This is a genomic window from Pedobacter sp. AJM, assembly GCF_002197755.1.
Lineage (GTDB): Bacteria > Bacteroidota > Bacteroidia > Sphingobacteriales > Sphingobacteriaceae > Pedobacter.
The window spans coordinates 218,603-238,846 of the sequence record NZ_NHOT01000001.1; the positions used below are offsets into that span (position 1 = coordinate 218,603).

Sequence of the window (20,244 nt, forward strand, 5' to 3'; positions counted from 1 at the left end):
TACGATACAGGTAACTGATTCAGGTTACTATTTAATTTTCAGATAAATGCCTTCTAAGGTGGCATTAAATCCGAATTCACAATCGTTTAATTGACCTGGACTTTCCTGCGAAATGATTAAAAAACCATTGTAAAATTTAACTTTGAATGTACAGGATTTGTTCACCTGTATAATCAGCTGGTTATTTTTTAAAATAGCCTTTCCTGATGCATCAGCAATGTTTCTTCCGGGATCATGCGTAACCGAACCAATATCATAACTGTAGGTGTTACCACTTATTTTTTTGATGGTGATGTTTCCCTGATACCCTTTTTCACCGTATTGATAAGCATATTCACCTGCCAGCTGATCTGGTTTAAGAGGTGAAAATATTTCCGGCTTAAGATTTTTATTGGTTTTAATCGCCAGCATGACGTTATAACTGGTATCTGATTTGGTTGCCGACCAGTTGCCTTCCAGTTTATTGTTTTTGAGCGCGGCATAAATGCTTCCGCTAATATTTCCATCTCTTTCAAATTCATGCATCGAATACTGATTTTGATCTTCCACATGGCCAATAACCTTAATTGGCTGTTTCAACCTGGTATTTAAATACCTGATATTTCCTAAAATGAGCTGATTATAAACGGAAATATTTAATTCAACCGGAATCTTTTTATTGATGAAACCGGTTAAGCTATATTTCTGTATGGTATTATTTTGCTGTGCGTAACAAATGCTTGTTGCAAATGTTAAAATGATCATTATTGTTTTAAGGATGCGCATAAATGTTTTTTCTAAAAATAGAAAAGTCGCGGGGATTAACCGCGACTTAGTAAATATGGATGTATTATCCTAATTTCTCTAACTCATCTTTAACAAAGTTTGCCAGTTCCTTTACATAATCTGAGCTGAAATCAAATTTAATTCCTGCCGTTTCGTAAATCTCGTTGATCGGTTTGGTGTAGCCTAAAGAAAGTGCGGCCAGGTATTGATCAAGTGCCTTGCCAGGGTTTTCTTTATAGTTCTTCCATACGGCAATAGCACCCAATTGTGCAATGGCATATTCAATATAGTAAAAAGGAACTTCAAACAAATGCAACTGTTTCTGCCAAACGTTTCCAAATTGCTGCTCTAAACCGTCCCAGTCTGCAAAACCCGCTCCGAAGCGATTGTAAATTTGTTTAAATGTTTCTTCCCGATCTGCTGCGGTATGTTCAGGATTGGTGTAAATCCAGTGTTGAAACTGATCAATTACGGCTACCCAGGGCAATGTTTTCAGCACATCTGCCAGTTGCTCTTTTTTAGCACGGATTAAATCTTCTTCATTATCGAAATAGACACTCCAGTTGTCCATGGAAATGAGTTCCATGCTCATGGATGCCAGTTCCGCAACCTCCGAAGAGCAATGTTTAAAATCATTTAACTCCAGGTTTGCTGTTAAGAAAGTATGAATCGCATGCCCACCTTCATGAACCATTGTTGTTAAATCGCGAAGCGAGTTTGCTGAATTCATAAAGATAAACGGTGCACCTGTTTCTGCCAGTGGATAATTATAACCACCAGGAGCCTTACCTTTTCTGCTCTCCACATCAAAAAGATGGTTGGCTTTCATCGTTGCCAGTTTTACGCCTAACTTTTCATCAATGGCATTGAAACAGGCAATACTTTTATCAATCAGTTCTTCGCCATTATGGAAGGGTTTAAGTGCTGGTTTACCACTGATGCTGACTTCTACATCCCAGGGTTTAAGTGTTTCTAATCCCAAAGCCTCCCTGCGTTTCTCTGCCTGCTCTTTTAAAATCGGAACGATTTCTTTTTCAATGGCATTGGCAAAATCATAGCAGTCTTGAGGGCTATAATCAAAACGACCTAAAGCTTGAAACATATAATCACGGTAGTTTTCAAAACCTGCATTTAGTGCCACCTGGTTTCTCATCTTGATTAATTCATCAAATAAAATGTTCAGGTCGTCCTTATCAATTAAACGACGTTGCTGAATGGTTTTCCAGGCATGCTCACGAACCTCACGGTTTAAATCTTTGATGAAAATGGAAGCCTGCTCCAGCGTATATTCCTGGCCATTAATTTCCACACTCATGGCACCGGTAATGCTCTGATATTTTTGTTGTTTTACCTGTAACTGCGTAAACAGCTCAATATTTTCTTCCCTGTAAATTTCTAAAGCCTTTTTAATCGCTCTGCTGTAAACAAAGAATTTTTCCTTGTCCAGGTCATCCATGAAAGGACTTTCTACAAATTTTTTGTTCAATTCGTTAGCCAGTGGTGAAATTTTTGGCTCAATCTCTTCAGCAAAATATTGAAAGCTTTTAACCAATTCCGCATTGGCTGTATCGCAGCTCATTTTGATGTATCGCCAGGCAAAATCTTCTTCCAATGCGGCTTCGAGTTCTGAACGGTCTTTTAACCATTGTTCCAGTTCCTCCACGTTATTGATTTCGCGGCTTTGCAGTTCCTTAAAAAGTGGCTCCAGGCTTTCCCAGTTGATGGTTAAATCCTGCGGAATATATGTTCTGGTTTTTTTTTCTATTATCATCATATTTAATTAGAGAATTAGTGAGGGATTGAATGAGAGAGTTAGAGAATGACTGAATGATATTGAAATTGCCAAATATTCTCTCATTCAAAACTCTCTCATCCAAAATTGTTCTTAAAACTCACTCATTCGGTCATTTACTCATTCTAAATTACTTTTCAAACTCACTCATTTTTATTTATGTCTTAAATAGGCGTCGATTAAAAAACAGAGCGCAAATACCACTGAAGCATATCCATTTAAGGTTTGAAATGCCCTGTTTACTTTACTAATATCATTTGGTTTGACCAGCAAATGCTGATATACCAGCATGGAGCAGAAAAACAGAATCCCGATGTAATATACCCAGCTAAATTCGGTAAAAAAAACTGGCAGGATAACGCAGGCTGCTGAAAATACATGCAGTAAAACCGATACATTCAGTGCATTTTTTATGCCAAGTGCGGATGGGATGGAGTGTAATTTTTCTTCCCGATCAAAATCCTCGTCCTGTAAGGCATAAATAATATCAAATCCACTTACCCAGAAAAGTACGGTTAAAGAATATAAAACAGGTACCAAAGCAAAATGCCCTGTTACGGCAATGTAGGCACCAATAGGGGCAAGCGCAAGGCCAAGTCCGAGTACCAGGTGGCACAGTGCGGTAAACCTTTTGGTATAGCTGTAAAACAATACTACGAAGAGGGCAACTGGCGATAAATAGAGGCAGAGCGGGTTGATGAAATAGGTGGCAGCTGCAAATAATATACAGTTGATGATTACAAAAATGAGTGCTTCATTAGCTGACACCTTTCCGGCAGGAATATCACGCATTTGCGTACGTGGGTTTTTGGCATCAATATCCCGGTCCAGGTAGCGGTTAAATGCCATGGCTGCATTCCTGGCAAATACCATACACAGTAAAACTAAAATCAGTTTATGCCATTCGAAAGGATTTTCAGTGGTGGTTACACCGAGAAAAAAGCCAATCATGGCAAAAGGTAATGCAAAAACGGAGTGAGCGAATAATACGAGAGAAAAGTATTTTTTCATGTTTTAAAGATGATAGTCAATGGCTCATAGTTAATGGCTTTCCAGGATTGAACTATTGACCATAAACTAAATAATTTAAAATTTCTTATATTCTGTTGGAACGACAAAATCATGATTTACCTCACCGATAAATTTAAGCACGTCATCTTTTCCATTTCCTTTTTCAGCTGAGGTGATGAACGTCGCCGGAATTTCCTCAAAAAATTCGCCTAATTTTTTCTTAAATGCAGCTACATTTTTCTGTGTGGTGGTCATACCTTGTTTATCGGCTTTGGTAAAAATCAATGAAAAAGGAATCTGTTTTTCACCTAACCAGTAGCAAAATTCAATGTCAATCTGTTGTGGTTCTAAACGACTGTCAATCAAAACAAAAACACATTGCAGACTTTCTCTTTTGGTGATGTAGGCGCGGATAAATTTCTCCCATTTCTCTCTGCTGGTTTTTGAAACTTTTGCATAACCGTAACCCGGAAGATCGACAATGTACCACTTCTCATTAATTAAAAAGTGATTAATAAGTTGTGTTTTGCCTGGGCGCTGCGAAGTTTTCGCTAGGCCATGCTGATTCACTAACATATTAATTAAAGAGGATTTACCGACATTAGACCGGCCAATAAAAGCATATTCAGGCATTAATGGTGCCGGTAAAGCCGAAATCTGGGTGTTGCTGCAAACAAATGTTGCCGTTTTGATAACCATAAGGCAAAGGTAGGGTTTTGAGTCCGAAGTCCGAAGTTCAAAGTCTAAAGTCGAAAATGATTAGTCTGGTAGAAATGTAAACTTTAAATGGTGCATTGATTATTGCAACCCAGACATTAGACTCTTGACTAAAGACTCCCGACTTTTTCCCTATATTTGCTACTTATCATGAATCAGAACATCACTCCATACCAGGTTACAGATGCAACTAAAAAAGAGCAGGTTGCAACCATGTTTAATAACATTTCAGGTACATACGATTTTTTAAACCATTTTCTTTCTTTAGGTATAGATGTACTCTGGCGCAAGAAGGCCATTAAGGAACTGGTGTCTATTCAGCCAAGAAATTTACTGGATGTGGCTACCGGCACAGGTGATTTTGCATTCGAAGCCATCAAGAAACTGCATCCTGAAAAAGTGGTCGGTGTAGATATATCTGAAGGCATGCTGGAAGTGGCCCGCAAAAAAATCAACCAACGTAGCTTAAGTGAAATATTTTCGGTTCAGGTTGGTGATTCGGAAGGCCTGCATTTTGAAGCAGATACCTTTGATGCCATTACCTGTGCTTATGGCGTGCGGAACTTCGAAAATCTGGAGAAAGGTTTGGCTGATATGTATCGTGTATTAAAACCAGGTGGGAAAATGGTCATTCTGGAGTTTTCCAAACCGAGGGCGTTTCCGGTAAAACAGCTATACAATTTTTATTTTTTACATGTTACACCATTTTTTGGAAAATTATTTTCAAAAGATGCTAGGGCCTACACCTATTTACCAGAATCTGTAGCAGCCTTTCCGGATGGTAATGATTTTACTGCCCAGTTGTCATCCTTATTTTTTTTCAGATCGCGGATTTCATGGTTAAAATAAAGATTTACATTTTCCTGTTCCTTCAGGTGGCTGAACATATCACGGGTTAAAGAACCAAAATTAACGTCAGTTCCCAGATCCATTTTGGTTGCTGCAATTTTTTCATCTTTCTTGCGACCGTCCATAATCAAAGGTGCCCAGGTATCAATTACTTTTGCATCCTCCGTATATTCCATCTCACTGAACAGCGTACATTTTTGCAATGCCTCATAACGCTTTTTCAGGTACTCTACATTCTTCTTTCCCCAAACAAAGCTCATGTGCGGAATTTTGCGAATAAAGTTTCCCGGGTTTGAAACCAATCCTTTTTCAATAAGGTAAGCCCAGAACTGTTTAGAAACTTCAAAGTTTTCGGCAATCTGTACGGCCTTTTTGGTTTCAACCGTACCGTCCTTTTTTTCGGGAGTATAATTCAATTCACAAAAAGCAGAATGACCAGTCCCTGCATTATTCCAGGCATCAGAACTTTCTGCCGCCGCAATGTCAAGTCTTTCGTAAATTTCGATGCTTAAACCAGGTTCTAACTCTTTTAATAAAACCCCAAGGGTAGCGCTCATAATACCTGCGCCTATTAAAATCACATCTACGTCAGTTTTGCCAACTGTCTTTTTCTTTTTAGTCATTTTATATTAAAGGAGTTACAAATTTAGAATCATTTTAAACATACAACGAATTTTGCAGTCGGAAAACTAAAAAAATTGCCAAAAAATTAGAATTTAATGTAGTAAAATATTTTTTTCGAGAATCTGATTCGCAAAAGCCATTCCGTTTTAAACCACCTGATCAAAATTTGATAAAAATGGCATTATAAAAACAGAACCAAAGATCATATCGCCTGAATTAAAAAAATCTATTGCATAAACAAACATTTGATCCTGCGATAGTTTGAAAAAAGACTAGTTTTGATTAGCCAGCATTTTGGTTTACCTATTTATTTTAAATGATAATGATGAAGTATTCGCTCTTATTAATTTGCACAATTTTCCTTTGGGCTTGTTCTGGTGACCAAACAGATGAAGCCTTACTTCTTTTGGATAAACAAAAGCTACAGGAAAACATCAATTATGATAAAATCATTTTTTATAAGTTTACCAAAATTGCCATTCGTGCAAATGCGGTGCTGGACACTAATATGTCCGAGTATCAGCATTTTTCTAAGTACAACCAATCTGTTTTGTCGTTAATGGATACCAGCAAACATCGCATTTCGGTGTTGGAAGCCTTTAAAATCTACAACAATTACCGTAAGGTGAAAACTTTTGTAAAAGAAACCGACGAAGATATTTTCCCGGGATTGATACAGGGTTTTAATGTGCTCTACGGTGCGCCAAAAGTAAATTTAAAGACCATTGACCCGGCAGAAAGGCTTCGTATGCAAAATATTGAGCACGCCATTTTAAGCATGGCAGTATTAACTACCCGGGATTTAGGTCAGCCATTTGCCTTATATGAATGCTCAAAAACACAGCCCGAACTTTTGCCTGACTCTGAAATGAAAACATTGCTGGAATTTGTACGGGGATTCTTATTTTTTGGAAATAACCTGTATTATCTTTCAGAGGATGGCTTATCAAGAAACATCAAGTGGCTTGATCAAAATAAAGATATGCCTTTGCCCTATACCAAGGCTTTTTTTGGCTGGAGAAATTTAAGTGACGCCCAAACTCATATTGCCTTTGATGGAATGAATTACCTATTCAGAGGCTTCGACAGAATGCGCATGGCACGCAAGATTGATGAAGAAAGATCTTTAGAAGATTTTGAATGCTTTTTAAAGGATATGAATAAGCTAGGCTTTCAAAACGAATTGGTATGGATTATTGACGCTTATCTGCATCTAAAAAGAGATCAACCGGAAAAAGCTGTTCCAGCGCTTGAAAAGCTAAAGAAAAGCACTTTGTTTTCAGACACAGAACATAAGGCATTTCAAAAAATCATTGATTTTGCAGGTGAAAGAAAATCAGATGCAGCGTTAAATGGTGTTTATGATAAAGCCTTTATCACAAAACTGGTTTCAAAATACATGATTGCTACCCTATCAAAAATTAACTGGGAACGGGTAATGAAGGAAAACGATGTTCCACACACCAAAGAGATTTTCGCAGGCATTCATAAATTCAGAAACCTTTCAAATGCAGTTAGTCAATATACCGGGTCATCTACTATAAATAACGGTAAAAAAGAAATCACCAAAAAAGGGAATGCGCTATTGAACCAAGCAAAAAGTTTATGGTAAGCTATAAGTCGGCATGTCTAATTTGCAGGATCTGAATCAGAGAATTTGCATTTCCTTTAAAAAGTAACCTTCAAACATTACAACATTACAACATTTCCATATTGTTACATTTCAATCCTAATCCTTAACTTTGCATTATGATTGATCTACCAGTTGTACCTGCAGTAACCGAAGTTAAACGTAAACCGGATTGGTTGCGTGTAAAATTGCCTGTTGGCAAAGAATACGCTCAGGTTCGCAGTCTGGTCGATACCCATAAACTCCACACCATTTGTGAAAGTGGTAACTGTCCGAATATGGGCGAATGCTGGGGTGCTGGTACTGCAACGTTCATGATTCTTGGAAATATTTGTACGCGTAGCTGCTCGTTTTGTGCTGTGGCTACCGGACGGCCCTTAGCTGTTGATGTTGATGAACCAAACCGGATTGCCGATTCAGTAAGATTAATGGGGGTAAAACACTGCGTAATCACATCAGTAGACCGTGATGATCTAAAAGACGGTGGTTCTATTATCTGGGCTGAAACATTGCAGGCCATCCGCAGGGAAAGTCCGGTAACAACACTGGAAACTCTAATTCCTGACTTTAAAGGGCAGTGGGATAATTTATACCGTGTGCTGGAAGAACGTCCGGAAGTGGTATCACATAATATGGAAACGGTTAAACGCTTAACCAGACAGGTAAGAATTCAGGCTAAATACGACAGAAGCCTGGAAGCGCTGAAAAGAATTTCTGATTTTGGTTTGAGAACTAAAACTGGTATTATGCTTGGTTTAGGTGAAACGGATGAAGATATCTTTGAAGCGATGGATGACCTGGTTGCAAATGGTGTACATATTTTAACATTGGGCCAGTATTTACAGCCTACCCGCAATCACCATCCGGTTATCGATTGGATTCATCCTGATCAGTTTGCCATGTATAAAGAAGTGGGTTTATCAAAAGGATTAAAATATGTAGAAAGTGGCCCACTGGTTCGCTCTTCCTATCATGCTGAAAAACATCTTTTCCCGATTGATGGTATAGCATAAAGCAGAAAATGACTGCAGTTTAAAAAATGTTTTAAAAATTGCACTCCCTGCAGGAATTTCTTTATAAAACATTTTTTTGCTTTTCGTGTTCAGTAATGTATCTTAGCAAGCATAGTGACCGCATTGAAAAAAACTACATTAACTGAACCTGAACTTGTTTTTGCACTACAATCGAGAGATTCGTCAGTGTTAAAAACACTGTATGGGATGTATTCATCTGCACTTTACGGCGTTATTTCCAGGATTATCACCCATACGGAGCTTGCTGAAGATGTATTGCAGGAAACCTTTGTAAAGATCTGGCAATCTGCTGAACATTACGACAATTCCAAAGGAAGACTGTTTACCTGGATGATGAATATTGCACGAAATTTATCTATTGATAAGTTACGTTCTAAAGATTTTAAAAATTCACTCAAAAACCAGGATATAGAAAATAACGTAAGTTTCGTTGATGAACAAAACAAAGTTACTTTTAACCCGGATGTACTTGGGATAAAGCAGCTTGTTGAAAATCTAAAACCGGACTTACATGCCGTTCTTGATTTAGTTTATTACAAAGGCTATACACATGTAGAAGCCGCAGAAAAGTTAAATCTGCCATTGGGTACGGTAAAAACCCGCATTCGTTTGGCTATTATTGAATTGAGAAGGAATTTTAATTAAGCGTGGAAAATTTAAAAGCATATATCGAATCAGGAGTACTTGAACTGTACGTTTTGGGTGATTTATCGCCCCAGGAAGCGCTGCAGGTACAGGAACTTGCCAGTCAGCATCAGGAAATCAGAAATGAACTTGCTGCCATTGAAGATGCGCTGGAAAAATATGCCATGCAAAATGCAGTACAACCTGCTGCGTTTGTTGAAACAAAACTATTTGAGAAATTAGGTATTGGTGCAGATGAAGAAACTGAGCCTGTTCTTATACCATCTTTACCACAAGAAACAAAAATAGTTCAGCTTGAAAACCATAGCGGAAAGGTAAAAACCTTGCGTTATGCACTGGTTGCCTGCATTGCACTTTTGTTGATGAGTACAGCGGCATTGTTTATCACCTATAGTAAGTTAACCGATGCACACGACCAGATTGCGAGTTTAAATTTAGATAAACAAAAATTTGCAGGTGTTGTAAGCAAACTTGAATATTCTAACCAGGGATTAAATAATCTGGTACAGATGAATGAGAGTAAAGAATGGGCGACCATCAAAATGAAGGGGCAGGCCATAAGTCCTCAGGCAAAAATGAATGTCTATTGGAATAAAAAAAATAAAAATGTTTTGATTAATTACCTGGCAATGGATCTTCCGAAGGCAGATGCGCAACATGAATACCAACTTTGGGCAATGGTAAATGGAAAACCGGTAAGTCTTGGTGTATTTGGCAAAACGGATTCGACTTCAAAAGAAGCCCTTTTAAAAATGCAAGCCATTCAGGATGCACAGGCTTTTGCAGTAACACTTGAACCGATGGGTGGAAGTGCAAACCCAACGATGGAAAAACTAACCGTAATGGGTGGTGTTTAATTAGAATATTTAAATAAAAAAATCCCGGCAGGTTTTAAATTTGCTGGGATTTTTTATGATATTTTATTTTTGTGCGTATTTCACTTCTTCATATGGCTGAACTAACACCCAGCCCTCTCCGAAAAACTCTAATTGAAATGATTCCCCACTCCCTCTTCCGATGAATGAGCCAAAAGTAAGATTGGTCTTAATATTAGGTGATAAATTTTCTGACCAGGCCACTGTTGCATTGGGATCCGTATAAACCGGCTGATTGGCACTTACCCTCAACAAAATGGGCTCTCCGTGTGTGGTAATGGCAATATACCCGCTGCCAGATAATTTAACCTGAAATAATCCGCCACTCATCATTCCTGCAACACTTTTTAACATCTTGATTTCATTCTTAATGCTGTCTTCAAGTGCCAGAACATCGTTTCCATTCACAAAAACGGATTCATTCTGAAGTTTAATGATTTTAACCTTTTTACCTTCATCAGCTAAATAAAGTTTGCCTGTTCCTGTTGCATGCATCAATGATGTGCCTTCTCCGGATATCGCTTTTTTCAATAAGCCGCCTAATCCTTTACTTAACAAACCTTCGCGTTTAAAATCAACGTTGCCAATATAGGCTACCATCGATCCTGCTTTGGCCATAATTTTCTGGTTTTTCAGATTGACTTCCAGCAAGGCAGGTTTCTCCAGTTCAAAAAAATCATTTTCATTGGGATCTTCTGCCGATTCCTGAATGAGCTCCTTTAAGGTATACTCTTTTTTTGTTTCCATAATTAAATATTGTTTTTCGGTTTTCTAACACCCTCATCAATTCGTGAGCCAAATCATTTTATAAATAGCTGTTTGCCCGAAGTATGCACACGAATAAAAAAAATACGGCTCTTAAACATTCCCAAAAGGGGTTTAAACCATTTTTAATTTGTGATTAATTTTTTCAGTAATACCATGTCGTCAGTGATAACTCAGGCAAATCGGACACTTTTAAAAACACATTTATCACTGAATAGATCCACCCGAATAGTACTCAGGAAATTACATGCGTCAATTACATCAGCTTCTGAATGGTATCCGCAATTCCGGCAGCTACCTGTGAAGCCGTAACCACAAATTTATGCTGAGCGAGGCTGTCACCGGTTTTTCCATGTACAAAACAACCTAAAACAGCGGCATCGGCAGGCGTATATTTTTGCGCTAAAAAAGCCGCAATTACTCCGGTTAAAACATCGCCCATTCCACCCTGTGCCATGGCAGGATGACCGGTTGGATTAATTAAAACTTCACCTTCGGCAGTACAGATAAAAGTAAACTGATTTTTAAGCACAATAACGACCTGTAATTTAACAGCCTGTTCTTTTGCAGTTTGCAAACGGTCCCACCAGTTGTCGTGTGACCCGAAAAGCCGGTCAAACTCCTTCATATGTGGTGTTAAAATGGAATGTGCGGGCAACTTGCCTAATAAATCTGGTCTTTCTGACAACATATTTAAACCATCAGCATCAATAACCAATGGATAATCAAATGTCATCAAACTTTCCATTAAACGCTCATTTTCAACAGAAACACCTAAACCTGGTCCTACAGCAATGGCCTGATATTTCCCCGGGTGTTCTATCCGGGTATATTCATCACGTGGTAAAGCCATTACCTCAGGAAGGGCCGTGTTCAGTGCAATTAAGCCACCAGTAGGAATACAGGCGGTAGTTAAACCTGCACCGGTATGCAGACATGCCATGCAAGAAAGCAGGGCGGCACCCATGGTATTTGTATTTCCGGCAATAATTAAGGCATGACCATAGGTACCTTTATGGCTGAATAATCTCCTGGGTTGGAGTATATTTTTCACATCGCTTTGCTCTATCAGATAAAAATCTGAAGTTTGTTTCTGCATAAAATGCTCATCTAATCCGATTGCCACAACTTCAACCTGTACTGTCGCCTGTACCGATTCAGGCAGAAAAAAATTAATTTTTGGCCGTTGGAAACAAATCGTTTTAAAGGCTTTTATTCCATTATATTCTTTTGGCAACCTTCCTTCTGCAAAAAAGCCGGTCGGTACATCAACAGCATAAACCTTTCTTTGCGATTGATTGATCAGTCTTGCCAGTGCTGCATACTCACCTTCCAGGGGCTTATTTAAGCCGGACCCTAAAATGGCATCTATAATGATATCGGATTTGATACTTTTTAAATCTGCAGCTGCATTTAAAACTACCTTTTTACACCTGGATTCTTCCAGCCGCTGAAGGTTAATGGTAAAATCGGCACTTTGCTTTTCAGAAAAATTAACCAGGTAAACTTTTATATTATTATATCCATTACTGAGTAAAAGATGTGCTATGGCCAGTCCGTCGCCTCCGTTGTTCCCCTTACCACAAAATATAGCAATGCTTTTATGCGTGTCGAATTCATCTCTTAAAAAACTATGTACAAAGGCCCGGGCTGCCTTTTCCATTAAATCAATAGAAGCAATAGGCGTATTTGCTATCGTAAATTCATCTGCTTTGCGCATTTGCGCTGAAGTAAGTAGAGTCTGCATTAAACTAAGTTAAGATTTAAGTATAATAAAGAATTGTGTATTATTGTTTTGGCAAGGTATTCAGGTGTTGAAAATGATCGGCATAAATACTGACCAACCAAAAATTATATATCTTTAACCTTTACCATTAATAAATCAATTACATTTTTATTAAACGCTAATCAAATGAACCAAAAACCATCAAATGCATTTATAGCTGCTTCCTGGATTGCTTTAGGCACCGGAATGATCGGCTTTATTGTTGGCCTTTGGCGTTCAGACATGCTACTGAATGAAAAAGGATATTATTTCACTGTTTTAATGTTTGGCCTTTTTGCTGTAATTTCCTTACAAAAAGCTGTTCGCGATAAACTGGAAGGCATTCCGGTAACTGAAATTTACTATGGCTTAAGCTGGTTCTCTACTTTGCTCACCATTACCCTGCTGGTGATTGGCTTATGGAACGCCACACTATTGCCCAGTGAAAAAGGTTTTTATGCCTTTGCTTTTTTACTTTCGCTTTTCGGTGCCATTACTGTTCAAAAAAACACCAGAGATAATCAGATCTCCAATAAAAATAAAGATCTCAATTAATCACTTTTTATTTAATGGCTGAAAAAATAATTATTGGTGTTACCGATTGCAGCAAATTCTCTATCTATCGGGATTGGGTGTTATCATATGATAGCCGCATAGCAGTAATTCAGCTGGGTTATAAACTCGATAATTTTGAAGCCATCAGAAACTGCCAGGGGATTGTATTAACCGGTGGAGAGGATGTGCATCCCCGGTTTTATAATCAGCCAGACTATTATCCATACTGCCATGAAGATGATGTGAATGAACTCCGGGACGAATTTGAATTTAAAATTTTAGCATATACAGAGGCAAATGATATTCCGGTTTTGGGCATTTGCAGGGGAATACAGGTTGGCAATGTTTTTTTTGGCGGAACTTTAATTCCGGATATTGCCACCTGGGGAAAGTTTGACCATTCTAAAATGCCCGACAAGCAAGACCGTTATCATGAGATTATCATCAATCCATCTTCCTGGTTAAAACAAATTGTACATACTGATTTTGGTTTGGTTAACAGCAATCACCATCAAAGCACCGATCGTATTGGCAAAGGTTTAGTGGTGAGTGCCATTTCACCAGATGGTATTGCCGAAGCCATAGAACGCCTTGAACCCGCTGGCAAGTCGTTTCTTTTATTTGTGCAATGGCACCCTGAACGTTTAAAGGATCAGCAAAGCCGCTTTAGCAAAAACCTGCATGATGCATTTATACAGTCCATCACAAATCGGCTGTAACTTTCGTTATGGTATACACAGGAAACAGCTTCCAAAACCATACTGACTTCATTAAGCCGTTAAACTCTCCAATACATTAAACGGTACTGATTTTAAGCACTAAATCGACTTAGTAAAGCCATCCATTCATGATTAGTAAAGAGAAAATAGGCTAATTCCTAACTTTTTAATAAATTGCAGATCAATAATTTTCAATTTTAAATACTTAAATGAAGAAACTATTCCTGTTGTTGTCATACTGTATTCTTACTGCCAATACTTATGCACAAAATTTAGTCGGTGAAACTGAAATCGGCGATACTGAAAATGCAGTTTCAACTGCTCAGATTGCCATTATTCCGGAACCTGTATCGCTTATGAAAAAAGCCGGACAATTTACCTTACCTGAAAACGTAAGTATTCAGGCATCAAAAAATGAAGGTTTAAAACAAAGTATTGCTTTTCTATCAGAAAGAATTAAAACAGCTACGGGGAAATTTGTGAGCACCGTTTCTACAGCAAATCATCCAACAATTAAATTGATACTGAATACTCAAAGTGATGCACAGTTGGGTACAGAGGGCTATAAATTAAATGTGAATCCCACCCAAATTATCATTACGGCCAATCAACCGGCAGGAATTTTCTGGGGTGTTCAATCACTGATTCAACTGTTTCCGGTAGCTATTGAAAGTAAGGAACTGGTCGAAAACGTAAAATGGAAATTACCCTGTGTTGATATCGTTGATTATCCGAAATTAGGCTGGAGGGGGCTGATGTTTGATGTTGCACGTCACTTTTTCACAAAGGATGAGGTAAAGCAGTTTATTGATAACATGGTCCGCTATAAATTTAACCTGCTGCACTTCCATTTAACGGATGATGAAGGATGGAGAATTGAGATTAAAGGTTTACCAAAATTAACCGAGGTTGGTGCATGGAGTGTTAAAAAAACCGGAACCTTTGGCGACTTTATTCCGCCAACCGCTGATGAACCCAGAAATTATGGTGGTTTCTATACACAGGAAGATATTAAAGAACTGGTACAATATGCCCAGGATCGTTTTGTAAACATCATGCCGGAGATTGACGTTCCCGGACACAGTTTAGCGGCAATCGCCTCTTATCCGGAACTTTCCTGCACTCCGGATGCAGTTAATTACAAGGTTCGTTCAGGTGAAAAGATTATGGATTGGAGCCGTGGTGCGCCTCCCCTCGCTTTAGTAGATAATACGCTATGTCCGGCGAACGAAAAGGTTTATGTTTTTCTGGACTCCGTGATTACACAAGTAGCCAAACTTTTTCCTTTTGAATACATACACATGGGCGGTGATGAAGCCCCTCATAATTTCTGGGAGAAGAATGACCAGGTAAAGGCGCTGATGCAAAGGGAAGGTTTAAAAACCATTCCGCAAGTACAGGCTTACTTCGAAAAACGTGTAGAGCAGATCGTGGTTTCAAAAGGCAAGAAGTTCATGGGCTGGGATGAAATTCTGGAAGGCGGAGTTTCACCTACAGCATCAGTAATGAGCTGGAGGGGTTTAAAATATGGCATTGAGGCTTCAAAAGATAAGCATAACGTGGTGATGAGCCCAACTGAATTTGCCTATCTAGATTATATGCAGGCCGATGTGATTACAGAACCTAAGGTTTATGCTTCCCTTCGGTTAAATAAAGCGTATCAGTTCAATCCAATACCTGCAGGCGCAGATTCTAAATATATCATCGGAGGGCAAGCCAATCTCTGGACAGAACAGATTTTCAACTTCCGCCAGGTGCAATACATGGTATGGCCACGTGCCTTTGCAATTTCTGAAGCTATATGGAGTCCTATAGAAAAGAAAAACTGGACGAGTTTCGTTGACCGTACAGAAGAGCACTTTAAAAGACTGGATTTAGCTGAAGTTAAATATTCACCTGCTATTTACGATCCGGTTTTTACAGTGAAACGCAGTTCTGATAAACAATTGATGATTGAATTGACACCTGAAATTGATGGCTTAGACATTTATTATAGCTTCGACAATTCTATGCCAGATCGTTTTTATCCTAAATATACAACCGCGATTACGCCACCAAAAGATGCAACTATGCTTCGTGTGATTACGTATAAGGGAAAACAGGCTATAGGAAGAATGATCAGTATGCCTGTTGCTGATTTGCAAAAAAGAGCCAGATAATGGGTATCGAAATCGAAAGAAAATTTTTGCTTCATCACGAAGAATGGCATCAGGTTATTAAACCAGCAGGAAAGAACCTCAGGCAGGGTTATATCCATAATGATCCTGCTAAGACCATTCGGGTAAGAATAGCGGAAGAAAAGGCCTGGCTAACAATAAAGGGCATTACGGTTGGTGCCTCAAGATTGGAATATGAATATGAAATCCCTCTGGCCGAAGCAAAGGAGTTGCTTGATCATTTTTCGGAAGGTGAACTGGAAAAAATCAGATACGAAATTGACCATCAGGGTAAAACCTGGGAAGTAGATGTATTTTCTGGTGATAATGAAGGATTAATTGTAGCAGAAATTGAGTTGTTAGCTGAAGACGAAGATTTTGAGTGTCCACCATGGATTAATGTAGAAGTAACTGGTGATAAGCGTTATTATAATGCCAGTTTAACTACTCATCCTTTCAAAGACTGGGAGGATTAGGTAATTTTTTATTGCTAATAGATTTTTTTGGAGATATGAAGCAATCTTAAGGCGATCGCCATTTATGTTTAGTCGTAGTGAGATGCAAAGAGCAACCTCCTTTTCTTAATCAATTATCAGAAATGAGATAGCCTCAATCGATTAAAATCGATTGAGGCTATCATGAAAAATAAAAACGCCTGTTATGGATACAATCCGGCTATATCTTATTTAATTGCTTTTAAAGAAATATCAAAAACCAACGGGGTAAAAGGATTAATCGGACCGCCACCATTTTCTCCATAACCTAATTTGGAAGGAATAATGATTTTGATTTTTCCGCCTACACCAATCATCTGAACACCTTCAATAAATCCCGGAGCCAGTTGCCCCAAAACTAATGGACGGGCTGCATATTGTGCCATTGGCGAGTAAATACCAGCTTCTTTGGCAACCTTCGCATCTGATGTATCAAAAACGTTGATTTTACCATCGGCCTTTTTATTGGTGAACTGACCTGTATAATCAACCATGATGGTATCAGTTAAGGTTGCCCTTTGCGTATTACCCGGTGCCTCAATGATATATTGCAAACCCGATGCTGTTTTTTGGGTTTTCAAGTTATTATCAGCAATATACTTCGCTATTTTCGAAGCCTCATTAGCTTTATTTTTTGCAATTAAAGTTTTGTATTCTTCTTCAAAAAATGAACGCTTCTTTTTCTCAAAAATAGAATCAGCCTCATTAGCCGTTTTATGTAAAACCTTTTCTATTTTAATGGTAAAAGTAGAAAAGTTATCTTTTGCGCCGGTTGGTTTAGGCTGACCTGAATATTTGGCCATAGAATCTAAATTCAATTTAAAAACAGCACTATCTCCTTCGCCCAGTAATTTTAAGGCAGAAGCCAGGTCTCCTTTAAACATTGATTTGCTGATGGGAAAAAATGCAGGTCTTTCATTGTCATAAGTATTCACCAGGGTAGAATCCCCATTTTTGGTTTCAATCACCTGGATCCCATTTAACTTAACGAAATCACCTTCCTGAATTTTAGGTTTCCCTTCGCTATTGTAAATTTTATAGGTCATGTCGCCTTCGCCCTTTTCAAATTTATTACAGGCAGATAAACCTAAAGCTGCCGCCAGTATCATAATTATTCCTTTTTTCATTTTCTGCTATGACTTAATGGGACAAAAAAAAGGTGTTGCTTAGAAAGAACAACACCTTTTTAATTTAATTTATTTTTTTATCGGTGCGGCTGCTGCTGCAGGAGCCTTTTTGATATCTGTGATCTCAATATCAAATACAATTGGGTTGTAAGGCATAATACCTACCTGTGGAGCACCCTGCTCACCATATCCTAATTTAGAAGGAATGATAGCAGTGATTTTTCCACCTTTACCAACCAATTGCAATGCTTCAGTAAAACCTGGAATGGTTCCGCCCAAAGCCATTTTAGTTGGGCCATATGGTCTGCCTGCCTGGAATTTATTTTCAGCTTTGGCAATTTTTTCATCACTGGTATCAAATACCGGATATTTACCTTTACTGTCTTTTTTAGCTAATCTTCCGGTATAGTTTAATGTTACTGTATCACCTAGTTGTGCACGTTCTGCATTTCCAGGTGCTGTAATGATATATTGTAAACCACTTGCAGAAGTTTTCGTTTTTAAATTGTTATCAGAAACGTAAGCTTTAATTTTACCCTCTTCAGCACCTTTCTTTTTCTCTGCACTGGCTTTAAAATCTGCCTGAAAAAACTCACTTGCTCTTTTATTGAAGGTTGAATCAGCTTCACCTTTATTCTTTTTGAAAACTTTTTCTACCTTGATAGTGAAGGTAATATACTTATCATTCTTAAACTGCTCTGGCTTAGGCTGTTTACTATAAAAAGCCATGGTATCCAAATTTACTTTGAAAGTTGCACTATCACCTTCTCCAAATAAAGTTAACACATCATTCATGTCACCAGCATACATTTTCTTTTGAACCGGAAAAACCTGTGGATTTTCATTATCATAAGTGCTGCCCAAAACAGAGTCTTTATCATTTTTCTGGATGAAATTCATTTTAATGATATCACCTTCTTTGATTTTCTCTTTTCCTTCAGAATGGTGAATGGTATACAATAAACCACCAGCACCTTTTTTTTCTTTGTTACAAGCTGCCAACCCTAATGTTGCAGCTACAAGAACAATAATTCCTTTTTTCATTTTGTATTTTAAACTTTATTTAATTTGGTTATCTGCTTTACGCAATTAATTGATTTTTATACTCTTCTAAAATGGATTTGAAATCGTTTACTACCGCATCCAAAGGTTTTTCTGAGGCACCACCGGCAGCATTTCGATGTCCGCCACCATTAAAATATTTTTTACAGATTTCATTTGCCGGAAAATCACCGGTAGATCTTACTGAAAGCTTTACTTTATCACTGCGCTCAATAATCAGTGCTGCCAGCCTGATGCCATTAATGGAAAGCGCATAATTGACCACGCCTTCTGTATCGCCTGTAGTACTGTTAAAACGGACTAATTCTTCTTTAGTGACAGCAATGATTGCAGTATTGTAATCCCTGATAATTTCTAATTTATTGGAAAGGCAATAACCCAGGAACCTCAAACGGTCTTCACTGGCATTATCATATACCTGCTGATGAATTTTCCAGTGTTCAGCACCTAAATCAATCAGGTCTGCCGCAATTCTGTATACATCAGATGTAGCTGATTCGAAACGAAACGATCCTGAATCCGTCATAATACCAGTGTATAAACAAGCGGCAACATCTTTATTGATTCCAGCTTTATCTTCCAGTTGGTTGACAATAAAGTCATATACCAACTGTGCTGCCGCACAGGCATTAATGCTCCAATGGCGGTAATCATCAAAATCTTCAGGCTCTAAATGATGATCAATCATTACTTTTTTAGCACCTGACGCCCTGACGAGCTCACCCAGTTCATTAATTCGACTTAAGGTGTTAAAGTCTAAACAAAAAATCAAAGCAGCTTCATCTACCAGTTTCGCAGCCTTTTCATGCTCTTCAGTATAAATAATTACATCAGAATTGTTAGGCATCCAGTGTAAAAAAGTTGGATAATCAGTTGGCGTGATGACTTTTACATGATGACCTTTTTGGATTAAATAGCCATACAGCCCTAGTGATGAACCCATGGCATCTCCATCCGGCTTGTGATGTGTAGTAATGACAATTCGTTGTGGCGTAGCCAGTAAAGATTTTAACTCAGGTAGTGTAAGCATATATTTTTTGCGTTGCAAAGCTAAGTATTTTTAGTATAGGATTAAAGGATTTTAAGACAGCCGGATGATATATCATGAATAAGGCTTTCCTGAAGATGACTGATTGTACAACTATTAAGTATAGCATGATCTTATACAAGGCTGTTGATTATTCATCAATAAAACGTATTTTTGCAGAAAAATTGATATTCAAACACAATGAGCACGAACAGAACTTTTACCATGATCAAGCCTGATGCAGTTGCAAACGGCCACATCGGATCGATCATAAATGACATTACCAATGCAGGTTTCAAAATCATCGCATTAAAATATACCAAATTAACGGATGAAACTGCCGGTCAGTTTTATGCGGTGCACGCTGAACGCCCATTTTACAAAGATTTAGTAAGCTTCATGTCTTCAGGACCAATTGTTGCTGCTATCCTTGAAAAAGACAATGCGATTGAAGATTTCAGAAAATTAATCGGCGCAACCAATCCTGCTGAAGCGGCAGAAGGTACGATCCGTCAGAAATATGCCAAATCAATTGATGCCAATGCCGTTCACGGGTCTGACTCTGATGAAAACGCGGAGATTGAAGGAAACTTCTTCTTCAAGGCAGATGAGCGTTTCTAATCAATTGTAAA

Annotated in this window: 20 protein-coding genes; 10 read left to right on the forward strand and 10 right to left on the reverse strand. The window is 38.2% G+C overall.

Translation table 11 applies throughout. The features are described from left to right. Positions 1 to 27: 27 nt before the first annotated feature. The 4 genes from CBW18_RS00820 to yihA all read right to left on the reverse strand — a co-directional run bounded on the left by CBW18_RS00820 (position 28) and on the right by yihA (position 4,267). Positions 28 to 744: a hypothetical protein gene (locus CBW18_RS00820; protein ID WP_088299369.1), complete on the reverse strand. Its 717-nt coding sequence runs from the start codon at positions 742 to 744 to the stop codon at positions 28 to 30. Between the two features lie 85 nt (positions 745 to 829). Then, positions 830 to 2,536: a M3 family oligoendopeptidase gene (locus CBW18_RS00825; protein WP_088299370.1), complete on the reverse strand. Its 1,707-nt coding sequence runs from the start codon at positions 2,534 to 2,536 to the stop codon at positions 830 to 832. Between the two features lie 174 nt (positions 2,537 to 2,710). Then, the gene (locus tag CBW18_RS00830) at positions 2,711 to 3,568 is read right to left on the reverse strand and encodes a UbiA-like polyprenyltransferase (RefSeq protein ID WP_088299371.1); all 858 of its coding nucleotides are present in this window, start codon (positions 3,566 to 3,568) and stop codon (positions 2,711 to 2,713) included. A 75-nt stretch (positions 3,569 to 3,643) separates the two neighbouring features. Next, positions 3,644 to 4,267 carry a ribosome biogenesis GTP-binding protein YihA/YsxC gene (yihA, locus tag CBW18_RS00835; RefSeq protein WP_088299372.1) on the reverse strand — a complete coding sequence of 208 codons (624 nt, stop codon included), beginning with the start codon at positions 4,265 to 4,267 and terminating at the stop codon, positions 3,644 to 3,646. A 168-nt stretch (positions 4,268 to 4,435) separates the two neighbouring features. Here yihA and ubiE point away from each other — a divergent pair, with 168 nt between their 5' ends. After that, positions 4,436 to 5,134, forward strand: coding sequence for a bifunctional demethylmenaquinone methyltransferase/2-methoxy-6-polyprenyl-1,4-benzoquinol methylase UbiE (ubiE, locus tag CBW18_RS00840; protein WP_088299373.1), 699 nt, complete (start codon positions 4,436 to 4,438; stop codon positions 5,132 to 5,134). On the opposite strand, the gene CBW18_RS00845 is transcribed toward ubiE, so the two are convergent. After that, positions 5,032 to 5,757 carry a malate:quinone oxidoreductase gene (locus CBW18_RS00845; protein WP_371565955.1) on the reverse strand — a complete coding sequence of 242 codons (726 nt, stop codon included), beginning with the start codon at positions 5,755 to 5,757 and terminating at the stop codon, positions 5,032 to 5,034. The genes ubiE and CBW18_RS00845 overlap by 103 nt on opposite strands. Positions 5,758 to 6,080: 323 nt before the next feature. Here CBW18_RS00845 and CBW18_RS00850 point away from each other — a divergent pair, with 323 nt between their 5' ends. From CBW18_RS00850 to CBW18_RS00865, 4 genes are all read left to right on the forward strand, one after another. Continuing rightward, positions 6,081 to 7,370 (forward strand): short-chain dehydrogenase, encoded by a 1,290-nt coding sequence (locus CBW18_RS00850; RefSeq protein WP_088299374.1) that lies wholly within the window; start codon positions 6,081 to 6,083, stop codon positions 7,368 to 7,370. Positions 7,371 to 7,507: 137 nt separating this feature from the next. Continuing rightward, positions 7,508 to 8,401, forward strand: a complete 894-nt coding sequence (gene lipA / locus CBW18_RS00855; protein ID WP_088299375.1) for a lipoyl synthase — start codon at positions 7,508 to 7,510, stop codon at positions 8,399 to 8,401. 114 nt (positions 8,402 to 8,515) lie between these two features. Then, the gene (locus CBW18_RS00860; protein ID WP_088299376.1) at positions 8,516 to 9,067 is read left to right on the forward strand and encodes an RNA polymerase sigma factor; all 552 of its coding nucleotides are present in this window, start codon (positions 8,516 to 8,518) and stop codon (positions 9,065 to 9,067) included. A 2-nt stretch (positions 9,068 to 9,069) separates the two neighbouring features. Continuing rightward, positions 9,070 to 9,924 (forward strand): anti-sigma factor domain-containing protein, encoded by an 855-nt coding sequence (locus tag CBW18_RS00865; protein WP_088299377.1) that lies wholly within the window; start codon positions 9,070 to 9,072, stop codon positions 9,922 to 9,924. A gap of 63 nt (positions 9,925 to 9,987) precedes the next feature. Here CBW18_RS00865 and CBW18_RS00870 read toward each other — a convergent pair whose 3' ends face one another. Together CBW18_RS00870 and CBW18_RS00875 are read right to left on the reverse strand one after the other, a co-directional pair. Beyond that, complete coding sequence (locus CBW18_RS00870; RefSeq protein WP_088299378.1) at positions 9,988 to 10,689, reverse strand: AIM24 family protein; 702 nt, start codon at positions 10,687 to 10,689, stop codon at positions 9,988 to 9,990. A 274-nt stretch (positions 10,690 to 10,963) separates the two neighbouring features. Continuing rightward, the gene (locus CBW18_RS00875) at positions 10,964 to 12,454 is read right to left on the reverse strand and encodes an NAD(P)H-hydrate dehydratase (protein WP_253248927.1); all 1,491 of its coding nucleotides are present in this window, start codon (positions 12,452 to 12,454) and stop codon (positions 10,964 to 10,966) included. A gap of 165 nt (positions 12,455 to 12,619) precedes the next feature. Between CBW18_RS00875 and yiaA the strand changes: the two genes are divergently transcribed. The 4 genes from yiaA to CBW18_RS00895 all read left to right on the forward strand — a co-directional run bounded on the left by yiaA (position 12,620) and on the right by CBW18_RS00895 (position 16,378). Then, positions 12,620 to 13,027 (forward strand): inner membrane protein YiaA, encoded by a 408-nt coding sequence (gene yiaA, locus CBW18_RS00880; RefSeq protein ID WP_088299380.1) that lies wholly within the window; start codon positions 12,620 to 12,622, stop codon positions 13,025 to 13,027. 14 nt (positions 13,028 to 13,041) lie between these two features. Beyond that, positions 13,042 to 13,746, forward strand: coding sequence for a gamma-glutamyl-gamma-aminobutyrate hydrolase family protein (locus CBW18_RS00885; RefSeq protein ID WP_088299381.1), 705 nt, complete (start codon positions 13,042 to 13,044; stop codon positions 13,744 to 13,746). Between the two features lie 209 nt (positions 13,747 to 13,955). Beyond that, on the forward strand, positions 13,956 to 15,905 hold the full coding sequence (locus tag CBW18_RS00890; protein WP_088299382.1) for a beta-N-acetylhexosaminidase: 1,950 nt from the start codon (positions 13,956 to 13,958) through the stop codon (positions 15,903 to 15,905). Continuing rightward, positions 15,905 to 16,378 (forward strand): CYTH domain-containing protein, encoded by a 474-nt coding sequence (locus CBW18_RS00895; protein WP_088299383.1) that lies wholly within the window; start codon positions 15,905 to 15,907, stop codon positions 16,376 to 16,378. The genes CBW18_RS00890 and CBW18_RS00895 overlap by 1 nt, the downstream gene beginning before the upstream one ends. 206 nt (positions 16,379 to 16,584) lie before the next feature. Here CBW18_RS00895 and CBW18_RS00900 read toward each other — a convergent pair whose 3' ends face one another. The 3 genes from CBW18_RS00900 to CBW18_RS00910 all read right to left on the reverse strand — a co-directional run bounded on the left by CBW18_RS00900 (position 16,585) and on the right by CBW18_RS00910 (position 19,615). Then, the gene (locus tag CBW18_RS00900; RefSeq protein ID WP_088299384.1) at positions 16,585 to 17,523 is read right to left on the reverse strand and encodes an FKBP-type peptidyl-prolyl cis-trans isomerase; all 939 of its coding nucleotides are present in this window, start codon (positions 17,521 to 17,523) and stop codon (positions 16,585 to 16,587) included. Between the two features lie 69 nt (positions 17,524 to 17,592). Beyond that, the gene (locus tag CBW18_RS00905) at positions 17,593 to 18,567 is read right to left on the reverse strand and encodes an FKBP-type peptidyl-prolyl cis-trans isomerase (protein WP_088299385.1); all 975 of its coding nucleotides are present in this window, start codon (positions 18,565 to 18,567) and stop codon (positions 17,593 to 17,595) included. 37 nt (positions 18,568 to 18,604) lie between these two features. Further along, positions 18,605 to 19,615: a bifunctional oligoribonuclease/PAP phosphatase NrnA gene (locus CBW18_RS00910; protein ID WP_088299386.1), complete on the reverse strand. Its 1,011-nt coding sequence runs from the start codon at positions 19,613 to 19,615 to the stop codon at positions 18,605 to 18,607. Between the two features lie 198 nt (positions 19,616 to 19,813). Here CBW18_RS00910 and CBW18_RS00915 point away from each other — a divergent pair, with 198 nt between their 5' ends. Further along, complete coding sequence (locus CBW18_RS00915) at positions 19,814 to 20,233, forward strand: nucleoside-diphosphate kinase (protein ID WP_025144153.1); 420 nt, start codon at positions 19,814 to 19,816, stop codon at positions 20,231 to 20,233. Positions 20,234 to 20,244 lie beyond the last annotated feature (11 nt).